General features: G+C 52.1%; 9 protein-coding genes and 1 pseudogene. 2 read left to right on the top strand and 8 right to left on the bottom strand.

From position 1 onward, the window contains the following. Together AC0AP0_RS05185 and AC0AP0_RS05180 are read left to right on the top strand one after the other, a co-directional pair. Positions 1-201 (top strand): annotated as a pseudogene (locus AC0AP0_RS05185) (ferredoxin); the annotation flags it as partial. Beyond that, the gene (locus tag AC0AP0_RS05180; protein ID WP_490429599.1) at positions 198-803 is read left to right on the top strand and encodes a DNA-3-methyladenine glycosylase; all 606 of its coding nucleotides are present in this window, start codon (positions 198-200) and stop codon (positions 801-803) included. The pseudogene AC0AP0_RS05185 and the gene AC0AP0_RS05180, both read left to right, overlap by 4 nt. Before the next feature lie 47 nt (positions 804-850). On the opposite strand, the gene AC0AP0_RS05175 is transcribed toward AC0AP0_RS05180, so the two are convergent. From AC0AP0_RS05175 to AC0AP0_RS05140, 8 genes are all read right to left on the bottom strand, one after another. Beyond that, the gene (locus AC0AP0_RS05175) at positions 851-2053 is read right to left on the bottom strand and encodes an MFS transporter (RefSeq protein WP_490429598.1); all 1203 of its coding nucleotides are present in this window, start codon (positions 2051-2053) and stop codon (positions 851-853) included. A 101-nt stretch (positions 2054-2154) separates the two neighbouring features. After that, a complete protein-coding gene (locus tag AC0AP0_RS05170) occupies positions 2155-3336 on the bottom strand; it encodes an SLC13 family permease (protein ID WP_490429600.1) in 1182 nt (393 codons plus the stop codon). A gap of 406 nt (positions 3337-3742) precedes the next feature. After that, positions 3743-5155: a uridine transporter UriT gene (uriT, locus tag AC0AP0_RS05165; protein WP_490429597.1), complete on the bottom strand. Its 1413-nt coding sequence runs from the start codon at positions 5153-5155 to the stop codon at positions 3743-3745. 3 nt (positions 5156-5158) lie between these two features. Further along, positions 5159-6100, bottom strand: a complete 942-nt coding sequence (gene uriH / locus AC0AP0_RS05160) for a uridine-preferring nucleoside hydrolase UriH (protein ID WP_490429596.1) — start codon at positions 6098-6100, stop codon at positions 5159-5161. A 37-nt stretch (positions 6101-6137) separates the two neighbouring features. Then, positions 6138-7295: an iron-containing alcohol dehydrogenase gene (locus AC0AP0_RS05155; RefSeq protein WP_110413216.1), complete on the bottom strand. Its 1158-nt coding sequence runs from the start codon at positions 7293-7295 to the stop codon at positions 6138-6140. Positions 7296-7297: 2 nt separating this feature from the next. Beyond that, complete coding sequence (locus tag AC0AP0_RS05150; protein WP_490429595.1) at positions 7298-7993, bottom strand: phosphoribosylanthranilate isomerase; 696 nt, start codon at positions 7991-7993, stop codon at positions 7298-7300. Positions 7994-8038: 45 nt separating this feature from the next. Next, positions 8039-9013 carry a carbohydrate kinase family protein gene (locus AC0AP0_RS05145; RefSeq protein ID WP_490429594.1) on the bottom strand — a complete coding sequence of 325 codons (975 nt, stop codon included), beginning with the start codon at positions 9011-9013 and terminating at the stop codon, positions 8039-8041. A gap of 210 nt (positions 9014-9223) precedes the next feature. Further along, positions 9224-10321 (bottom strand): PfkB family carbohydrate kinase, encoded by a 1098-nt coding sequence (locus tag AC0AP0_RS05140; RefSeq protein WP_490429593.1) that lies wholly within the window; start codon positions 10319-10321, stop codon positions 9224-9226. Positions 10322-10923 lie beyond the last annotated feature (602 nt).

Raw genomic sequence — 10923 nt, 5'->3', positions numbered from 1 at the left:
GAGGAATGGACCTGGTTCAAGGATGCCTCCGAAGACTTCTTTGCCCAGGTCGGTGATGCCGGCGGCGCCCAGGCCCAAGGGCCCTACGATCACGACCACCCACAGGTCGCCGCCCTGCCCCACCAGGATAATTTCGTCTGCATTCAACCGGAATCACGCGGCCAGCGCGCGGTCTGGGTCCGCAAGGACCAGACGGAATGAAGGCCGGTTCAAGCCAGGACGATCACCTGGTCTTCCCTGACTTTCTGGGCCGCCCTGTGGAGGAAGCCGCCCGGATGCTTCTGGGCTGCCTGATCATCCGGGATTACGAGTCGGAAGGTGAGCAGGCCAGGGTTCGGATTGTGGAGACGGAAGCCTACGATCAGAATGATCCGGCCAGCCATGCCTATCACGGGCAGTCAGCTCGCAATGCTGCCCTCTTTGGCCCCAGCGGACACATGTATGTCTACTTCACCTATGGAATGCACTACTGCATGAACATCTCCTGCCAGGAGGATGGATTCGGTGCCGGCGTGCTGATTCGAGCCTGCCAGCCAGTGCAGGGTCTGGACCTTCTGCGCAGCCACAGGCATGGCCTTCACCCGGACCGGGAGCTGACCAACGGTCCCGCCAAGCTCTGTCAGGCCTTGGACATCGACAAGCGCAACTACGGCCATGACCTTAGAAAATCGCCTATCCGTCTGGCAGCCGCAGGACTGAACCAGGACGAGACCATCACGGCAACCCCCCGAATAGGCATATCCCACGCCAAGGAGACCTTACGGAGGTTCGTCATCACCGGCAACCCCTACCTGTCGCGATGAGCGGGCGAAAAACCTGCACTTCTGGCTTGTAAAACTTGGAGGGTGGCTTATTGCTCAATGAAGCGTGACTCGACGCAGCTCTGGAAGCGGACAACCGAGAGAATGACGGCAGCCAGCAGAGCGATGATCATCATGCCTATGAAACTGCCGGTTACTGGGTCCAGCCCAAACGCTGCTGAGAAAGCCTTGAAAGCCCAGGTGGATGCCGTAAAACCAAGACTGGTGGTGGCCGAGAAAACTCCCATGACCAAGGGATAGCGTCTTTGCGGAGTCAGGTTGGACAGGAGGAAGGGACAGGTGGCCATATTGATGGCACTGCCCGAGCCAACCAAGAAGGCCGACAAACAGACTAGCGGGAAGGAGCGGGTGGCCAAGAAGAGCAGGGCGCCCAAGGCCATCAGGAGGAAGGCGACCGGAATGGTCCATTGCTGGCAAACCCGCTTGATGCCGTTGATGCTAAGCCCGATCACGACTGACGAACCCGTATTGAACATCAGGGCCACCCCTGCTGCACTGGTGCCGCCCAAACCGTACTTGGCTATGTAGACCGCGAGCTTGTTGTATAGAACCGCCACCAGGAAAATGCTCAGGAATCCGATGAGAATACAGGAAATGGTAGCCCACCAGCATTGTCGGCCCTTCTGGGAGGGCAGTGCTTCAGACCCTACGGCCTTTTCTGACTCCTCCTCGACGGCACCGACTCCGGGAACCATGAAGATGACCAAGACCAGGGCGGGCAAGGCCAGGAAATAAAGCCAATAGTTGTGCAGCCACCCTCCCTTGGCCAGGACACCGCCCAGCGCAAGGACCAGCATGGAAGAGCCATCCTGAACAGCCAGGACCAGCCCCATCAGCGCCGCCAACTGCTTCCCGCGGAAGAACCTGGCCGACAGGCTGGGGAGAACTGTAGTGGCGATGCCCACGCCGAACCCGACAACCAAGGCAAAGAAGAGCAGCTGGCTTACGCTGCTGTGCACCAAAAGGGGCAACAAACCACCCAGGGCGACACACAGACAGCAGATGCAGGCAGCCGTTTTGAAACTCATTCTGGTCAAGAGTTGACCAAATAAAAGAGCTGAAACTATGGCCGCCGAAGAGCCGATGGAGACCACCGATTCAACCGTGGAAGGATCAGCGTGGGGAAAGGATGCCTGGATGGCTGCAACGGAAGGAGAGATGATGGAGTCAAAACGCGACATGATGGCCAAGGCCATGATTCCGACCAGAACCCCAAGATTCCGTCTGGTCAATATTCCTGTGTCCTTGGACTTAGACGCGCACGGGTCCGGTTCCACCGTTGCTGCCTCCCTCTCAATGTCAGCGGCACCATTCCTGGTTGATGGTGGGTAGTCTACTCCAGCAGCAGGGCCATGCCAACCAACACGACGAGGAAGAGCAGATTAAAAGCAGTATAGATTTTCAGGTACTCACCTTTCTTGCTCGGATACTGCTTGACTACAGCCTTGTAGGAGATCAGCGACGCCATTGAAGCGACCAGGGTTCCGAGCCCGCCCAAGTTAGTGCCCAGAATGATTGAGCGCCAGGCTGTCGAAAAACCTGAGACCAGGAGGGCGGTGGGTACATTGCTGATGAGCTGGCTGCACAGGACCGAAGTGATCAGGGGATGGATATTGACCAGGCCGCTGACCAGGTTGTAGAACTGGGGGATCCGCCTGGCATTGCCTATGAAAATGAAGAAAGCCACAAAGGTCAGAAGCAGGCCCCAATCCACATGCAAAAAGACCCGTCTGTCGCAGATCATGAAGGTCACAACCACCACCAGGACCATGGTCCACTGGGGAATCAGCTTGGCGACACCGAGCAGGCAAACAAGAAAGAGGAAGAGGTAGATGGCGATGCGCCATCCGCTGGACCGCTGCATCTCCTTGACCTGGGGCTGTATCCCCTCCTTCCTGGGCGCTAGTATGCTGCGGCGAATCTCTTGTGCATCCATGCCCTCGAACTTGTCCAAATGCTGATTCCTGAAGGCGAACCAGCAGCACAGGAAGAGCATCAGGGCCGCAACCAGGGCGTAAGGCGCCATAAGGAGGAGGAACTCCCCAGTAGGCATCTCCGAGCGGGCCTTGAGATATAAGTTGTGGGCATTGCCAATCGGCGTCAACATGCTGCCCACATTGGCGCCCAGAGTCATCAGTGTGGCGATCAGCAGGGCATGGCTTTCCAGACCGGCCATGATAAGAACAGCAATAGCAAAGGGTACGAAGGTGACCAGGGCTACATCATTCGTGATGAACATACTAGAGAAGAAAGGCAGCGAAACCAGAACCAAGGCCAGACCGCGCACCGAGCGGACACGGCTCAAAAGACTGGCCCCAATGGCATGAAAGACCCCGATGCGCTGAAAGCCGCAGACCACCATCATCAAGGAACCCAACTGGGTGAGGGTATTGACGTGGATGTAGCCCAAATACTGTCGGTCTGGAGGAATGAGGATGCAGGATACGAGAGCGACGACTGCAGCGACGACCAGGACGGTTTCGTTTTTCAGCAGTCCGATCACCCGATGTTGCATAGTCACCTCCGGCGAACGAATTCCTCACTTAGTTTACGCGCCCGCCCCCGGCTTACTGGACCTTCCCATGCGCTATTTTCCGCTCCTGAGCCTATGTCGGGGCACTCGTGACTTACTGGCTGCTAGCCTGCCTGGCCCCGACTTTCGACTCTTGTCGGATAGGCATAAAATATGGAAGGGTCCTGCGAATCAGTGCATTCGCAGGACCCTTATTAGACTGCAATGTTACTTGCCATCTATTCGTTCCTGGTCGAGACTCAGGATGATATCCGACATCCTTCATTGCTCATCGATAACTTTCAGATGTTCAGAACAAATCACAAGCGAGTCATCTTGCCGTTCTGATTTACCGTCCTTAATTTCATGCTGAACATAGTCAGAAAACTACAACCAGCTCAGCCAATTACTATTGGACCTCATCCTGCTTGGGAATGAGGAACGAGCAAAGGAATGCAAGAACGATAAGAACAGCAGAACCAATCATGGAGGAGACATAGCCCGCCTGCGCGCCGGATGAACCAGCCACAAGGTTCATTATGGCGTACAGAGCTGCGTAGCTCAGTCCGGCTCCTAGATTGAATCCGCCGGAATTCAGCCCCGGAAGATACCCGGTGTTGTCAGCTGGCGAAAGCACCACGCCAAGTCCGTTTAGCATGATATTAACCGTTCCCGCATATGAAACACCTAGGACCAGAGACATCACCACTAGAGACCAGACGCTTGGTGACAGACAGACGTAAATGCCGAAAATCACACCTACTATGCTCACTAGCTGACCCGCACGGAGTACCTTGTGGTATCCATATTTTGATGCCAGTATTCCAGCAACAGGTCCAAAAGCCAGACCGATGAGCGCATAGGGAGTCAGAGTTGCAAACGAAACCACGCTGGCACTCATTCCGGCACCAGCTTTGGAATCCTGGGCCAGGGCGGGTACAACTCCATTCATGATTGCAAATACACCAACCATGGTGGTCAGAGTGGTGAGCAAAAGCCCCCAAGTCCGCCGCTGCTTCAGATAAGTTGTCGTCACCATCGGAGCTTTGCTCCTCTTCTCCGTATTCCAGAAGACCACGAAGAACAGCGCAGCCACTACCAATTCAATAAGCACCATAAGCCAGTTGGCCGCAGCGAGCTTCTCGGCCTCGTTGATGGCGAGATAGGCGCAAACGAATGCAATGCAGAGGAATACCACACCAGCCCAATCCATGCGGGGTGTCTGTGCGGCATGACTTTCCTGGGCAAAAGCGGCAACCAGTATGATAGCCAGCACGGCAACAGCAACCATGAACCAGAATACTGAACGGAAGCCAAAAGTCCCTGCCAGCCACCCGCCCAGTATGGCATCAACGCCTGCGATACCGCCATTTACGGCGGTAAGAATTGACATGAGCCTGGCATACCTTGCATCTTCTGTTACCTGCGCGTGCAGCATAATCAAAGTCATGGGGACAACGGGACCTGCAACCCCCTGAATGACTCGCCCAATCATGAGCACGAGCACGTTGGGCGCAAAAGCCGACACAACACAACCAATGGCAGTCAGAACCAGAATGCCCAAAAGCACTTTCTTACGACCGACCAAGTCACCCAGCCTAGGAAGGAAGAGCGAAAAGACAGCGCAAGAGGTGAAGAAAACCGTCTGAGAAAGCCCGATTTGAGAGCTTGTAGTATGCAGCTCATGCTCCATAGTCGTCAACGCGGGAGAAAGCATGGAAGCGTTGAGCTGGAAAGCAAAGATAGCGGCCATAAGAGCGGTCATCAGGGCAACAATCGATTTGCCACCCTCGTCGAGAATCTTGGATGATTCTTTAGTCATCGTTCATCCTATCTTTTCGATGGCATCAATAATCAGGTTCCAGAAACCATCGAAGTCCAGTTTCACGGCAACCTGAGTATGGCAATCCTCAGGGCTGGGCTCCGGACCACGCAGATCCGCCACGGTCATTCCCGTCGTCAACTCACCCCTCAGCTCGATGTCAACAGGGCATCGACGAGTCTTGACGATATTTGGATCAATCAAATACGCAATGGTGCAGGGGTCATGGACAGGAGGGTCGACAAACGCCTGGTTGTCTTTGTATGTCTTCCTGAAGAAATCCATGAGTCCACTGACGAAATGGGCCAGGTCGGTTCCAACACCTTCTATGCGCTTCTGAACCTCTGGTGTGCAAAGGGCCTGGTGGGTTAAATCCAAACCGACCATAGTGACCGGCCAAGGTTCATTGAAAACGATATGTGCAGCCTCCGGGTCCACTTTAATATTGAACTCGGCAACAGCACTCCAGTTACCGACATGATAGCCACCGCCCATAAGGACGACTTCCTTGACCCGTTCGACAATTCGCGGCTCCTTACGAGCAGCCATTGCTATGTTGGTCAGCGGGCCAGTAGGGACCAAAGTTATAGTGCCTGGTTCGTTCTTCATGATCGTGTCGATGATCCAGTCAACTGCATGACCGGCATCCAGCGGACGGATCGGTTCTGGCAGTGTGACACCATCCAGGCCTGTTTCACCATGAATGGAGGCAGCAACTTCCTGCGGGCGAACCAGGGGTCTGTCACAACCAGCATGCACAGGCACATCGTTTGCATGAGCCATTTCAAGCACAGCCCTGGCATTATATGTCACCTTATCAAGGCTTTGATTGCCACCTACCGTGGTGACGCCCAGAAGATCAATGGCCTGACTGCCAACAGCCAAGAGAATGGCCACGGCATCGTCATGACCCGGGTCAGAATCCAAAATAACTTTCCGCTTCATAAGCGTTCTCCGTTCTTTGTTTACTTCATAATGATCATTACCGAGTTCCAAAACCTTCCAAGAGATCGTGGGCTGCTGCCTCATCAACCGTACGGGGGGTATTATCGGCAAATCGCTCATTGGCAACTGCCGAGGCATTGCCCAGCAGTTCAGAATGATCAATTTGGTAGGTATCGAATGGATGCATTCCAAGTATGTTATCCCGAAAGTCTTTGAAAGCTCGCACAGCCAGGACCGTCGTCTGCTCCTGAGGTGCGGATTCCGGATATACAGCCCCTAGAATCTGACCGATCTCACGTACTTTCTTAGGGCGAACCGGACCCACAAACTCCAAGACTGAAGGGAGGGCGTAAGCCACTGCTTCGCCATGGACGATATGATAGCGGGAACCGAGCACATGGGCGATGGAATGACCGACGATCGTACCTGTATTATTCAGCATCCAACCTGCCAGGTTCGCGGCAACCATAACCCTTCCTCTAGCCTCTATGTCATTGCCGTCATGCACAGCCCGTGGCAGGTATTGGTACAGAAGATACATAACTTTTTCGCAAATAGCATCAGTCATTGGACTTGATAGACGGGACAGATACCCTTCTGCTGCATGACCAAAAGCATCAAGGCCGCAGGCGATGGTCATTGCGGGAGGCAAAGTCTGAGTTAGCTCAGGATTGAGTACGGCATATTCACTGACAGCAGGATCAGCCAAAACAGTCATTTTCGTCTTCGACGATTCATCAGTAACGACAAGGGCATTAGACATTTCGCTACCAGTCCCCGCAGTCGTAGGAACACTGATCTGTCCGCGGCAAGGCGAGATCGACTTGGATGGATCAGTGTAATCCAGAATGTCTCCTCCATTAGTTCTGACGATGTTGACTCCTCGAGCCACATCCATCGAGCTGCCACCGCCAATGGCAATCAAACTATCTGCATTGTGCTGTTTGAAAGCCAGAAAAGCATCGTTGACTATTCCGGCAGCAGGATCAGGACCAACGCTGTTAAAGACTGAAACCGCGATCCCTGATGAGCGGAGCAAATCAAGAGCCTTGACCACCAAAGGCATCGTCGATACAAAATGGTCAGTTACCACCAAAGGCCGTTTATAAGATTCGGTCTGTAGTATCTCTTTTAAGGTTTCGCCCAAATCATGAGTGGAAAGAACCTTTACATGCTGCAACATCTTGTACTGCATAATCAGCAACCTACCCCCGCAGCCGCCTGGTCGGCCTTCTTGCAAAATTCACGTACCTTGTCAATATCTTTCTGCATATATCCATCCGGATACTTGATACTTGTCTTAGTGAGCGAATCCACACCATAGGGTCTACATTTCTTTATAGCCTCTGCCACATTGTCTGGACCAAGTCCTCCGGCCATGATGACTGGCTTCCCGCATTCCTTGACAATTCGTGCATCGATGTTCCAGTCATGAGTCTGCCCGCTGGCACCTATGCCCGTATCTGGGGCCAGACCGGAATCGGTGAGTATGAAATCACAGAAAGCCGCGAGACGCTTGGCCCGCTCAACAGCTGATTCGTCGTCCACCAGAACCGCCTGCATAAGCTTGGTTTCGGGCGCAGCATTTTTCAGCCGTTCGGCAAAGGTCTTATCCGCTTCATACCCATCACCAGCGATATGAAGGATGTCCGGTTGAATTTCTTTAGCGAGTTCGATCATCTCATCTGGATCATTGGTCAGCATAATAGCCACAGCTTTTACTCCGCGGTTCCTGCATTCATCAAAAATCTTATGCACTCGATCCAATGGAACTCTTTGAGCAGGTACGCCACCGTTCTGCATCGGCACCAATCCAATATGATCGGCACCTGCCTCCATGGTTTTAACGCTCTCGTCATAGTGAATGATGGAATAGAGTTGCTTGACTACCATTGTTCTCCTTTACTGACAAACTCGCAGTGTGGTCAAATTCCTTATTCATGCAACCATCAAAGGTGCAGACATCTTCTTACGTATCTTTTGCACATCGATATCTGGAACTGCCCTGGTGCATTCCAATGCAATGCTGGAGGCGGCCTGAGCTATACGACCCACCTCGCGTATAGGACGATTCGGATCGTCGAAGTAGCTCCATGTGATGGCAGCCATTCCCGTGTCACCAGCACCATTGGCAGTAGCTATGGTCGTGGGGTAAGGAGGAACATGAACCATTTCTTCCGCCCCGGAAGTCCGAGAAGCACACAAAATGCCCTCTACCCCAAGAGATATGTAAACGGTTTTGACTCCTTTGTCCATAAGCCAGGCAGCCCCATCTTCGGCTGAAGCGCTGTCGTGTATATCGATTCCGCTTAACTTGCCTGCCTCAATTGCGTTGGGCTTAAGCACACTCATCTTATTAAGAATAGGCAGAAAATGATTCGCTTTAATTGTCGAAACCGTATCACCGAAAAGCGGCGAGGTTACGTTATCTCCGATCCACTCCATGGTTTTAGGCGCTAGATTCGCATCCAAAAGACAAATCGCAGCCCCATTGATAAAATCAAGACGGGCTTTCAGGAATGAAGGCGTAATCTGTTCGCAGATATCCATGTCATTGACCGCTACGAGCATGTCACCTGTTTCATCAGTAATAAACATGTATGTCGATGATCTGAAATCATCCAGACGCTTTGAGTATTCTAGATGAATGCCGTTCTCTTGACAGTTCCGCTCCATAACACGTCCATTGGCATCATTGCCATAAACGGTCACTAAGTATGTGGGCACCCCAAGATGGGCTAGTGATTGCGCCATATTCTGCCCGACCCCGCCAACCGATAAACTAACCTTACCTGGATTGGAATCACGATCTACGATGGCGGTGTTCGGACGTCCACAAATGTCCATATTCATGCCACCTATAACGACAACATATCGCTCGGTATCGCATGAGGGCTCTGAGAAATCCACCATTGGAACCAGCCTCCTTGCCAGCAGTTGTGCCGTTCAACACAACTAACAACTGTTTTGTCTCATAAACAATTGTTAGTTTCATCATAAAAGAAGACTTATTGCACTGTCAAATGAATCAAAGTCTGGTATTGATTTGCTGCCAAGAGAGCAGTCTAAGCTTGCTTCGTCAAAAGAAATGGTGGTCATCAATTCAAGAGTGGCTAATCAGACTCATGCAAAAAGAGAATGACGACGAGCTCTCAACGTTGCTGAGCTAAAACGCGGATTAACTGACTGAATGCAGTCCATGGCCATAGAAGCCGCGGCATATGCTGTTTCCGCACAGTCCCGATAGTCCATTTTCTTACTATGAGACCAAAGAAGAGCGGACAAGGCAGCCGAAGCTGCACCGTTATTATGCCTGCCCTTGGTCGTTTGACCATCAGCACAAAATACGTAGTTACTTCCCTGGCTGTAGAGGTTGCCGACTCCATCCATAAGCAGATACACACGGTGAACTCCCGCTTTGTGCAGACGACGAGCGCAGGCCAGGCTGCTCTGTTTATCGGAAGCATCGGTGCCTGTCAGCAATTGTGTCTCAGCACGGCTAAGCACCAAAGTATCTATTCTGTTCAGCACGGTTAGCAGACGCGAAGCTTTATTGACAGAAACAACTCGAGCATAAATCGGACCCGAATAATGGTCACATACCCAGGCAATCGAAGCAGCAGTTAAGCTGGAATCGATAACAACTGCTTTTGCATTGGCAATGACATGCGCACGCTCGCGCAAAAAAGTCGGGCTGATAAGTTCGCTGCTGGCCATATCATCCAACCCCACCAGCGGATCTCCGTCAGGACCACTTACTGAAAGATAGGTGGAAGTCGGAGTATTGCTCAGTTGCTGACAGTATCTTATGTCAAGACCATTGGCCATGGCATCTTTCTTGAAGAACGCTCCGTTTTGATCGTCTCCATAGACCGACAAGAGATAATTCTTTACGCCCAAACAGCCTAAATCATACGATATATTACGACCTATACCACCAGGACTGAACGTGATTTTTCCAACATTCGAGGAATGGCTTACTACGGGATTTACTGACATGCCATAAATGTCCAAGTTGATTCCGCCTATCACTGCAACATAGGTAGGCGGTGAAACTATATACCCTTTGCCAAGTAAGTATCCTTTCTTCACGAGGTTGGATATGTGCGCAGCAACACCGGAACGAGTGATGCCGCAAAGATGCGCCAGTTCGTTCTGGCTAATCATTGGATTCTGTCTGATCAATCCCAATATCTGTTCTTCGCGATTGGTCACCGCCATAGATGCCTCACCTCACTTGCTCAGACAAATCCGATTCACAATCTAGCATCATTTTGAACTACAACCGGTTTACTTCTCGACCTGATAAGGCGTATTTGTTTGCCAAATCGAAGTAATCCGCAGTACAAGATGAGAACGGTCAGCCCTTATATGAGGTCTTGAGCATGTCTGCTCAAACAATTCCCAAAGGTTTCAACTCATGCCATAGGGACAACGGCCATTGCAGTCAGAAGCCAAGGCTGCCGAACTTTCTTGCAGACAAGACTTCACCACAACTGCAACTGTTGGTGATCATCCTGATCGAAGAATATCTATCCGCATCCAAAGCCAAACGGGTCATTGCGATGCAACAAACATAGGCAATCGAATACAGTTTCTTGATTTATGCGACGAACCGGCACCGAACCGATGGCAGGAGGGCCGACTGATAGGCTCGAAATCATGATCAGCAAGGAAACGGAAACAGCGGTGATGGATTTTGTGCACGAGCGCGACTGGGATCAATTCCACACACCCGCCAACCTAGCCAAATCAATTTGCATCGAAGCTGCCGAGCTCTTGGAATGCTATCAGTGGGGGGACGATCCCAGGGACGGAGATGA

Source organism: Bifidobacterium sp. POST2/T3 (B1), from assembly GCF_058197115.1.
The sequence above is the reverse complement of the archived record's forward strand: the minus strand, read 5'-3'. Positions and strand labels throughout refer to the sequence as shown.

What these genes read in the sequence shown, in the direction of transcription:
- AC0AP0_RS05150 (WP_490429595.1), bottom strand. Translation starts at nt 7,993, where the DNA reads ATGGTAGTCAAGCAACTCTATTCCATCATTCACTATGACGAGAGCGTT.
- uriH (WP_490429596.1), bottom strand. Translation starts at nt 6,100, where the DNA reads ATGAAGCGGAAAGTTATTTTGGATTCTGACCCGGGTCATGACGATGCC.
- AC0AP0_RS05140 (WP_490429593.1), bottom strand. Translation starts at nt 10,321, where the DNA reads ATGGCGGTGACCAATCGCGAAGAACAGATATTGGGATTGATCAGACAG.
- AC0AP0_RS05155 (WP_110413216.1), bottom strand. Translation starts at nt 7,295, where the DNA reads ATGCAGTACAAGATGTTGCAGCATGTAAAGGTTCTTTCCACTCATGAT.
- AC0AP0_RS05170 (WP_490429600.1), bottom strand. Translation starts at nt 3,336, where the DNA reads ATGCAACATCGGGTGATCGGACTGCTGAAAAACGAAACCGTCCTGGTC.
- uriT (WP_490429597.1), bottom strand. Translation starts at nt 5,155, where the DNA reads ATGACTAAAGAATCATCCAAGATTCTCGACGAGGGTGGCAAATCGATT.
- AC0AP0_RS05180 (WP_490429599.1), top strand. Translation starts at nt 198, where the DNA reads ATGAAGGCCGGTTCAAGCCAGGACGATCACCTGGTCTTCCCTGACTTT.
- AC0AP0_RS05145 (WP_490429594.1), bottom strand. Translation starts at nt 9,013, where the DNA reads ATGGTGGATTTCTCAGAGCCCTCATGCGATACCGAGCGATATGTTGTC.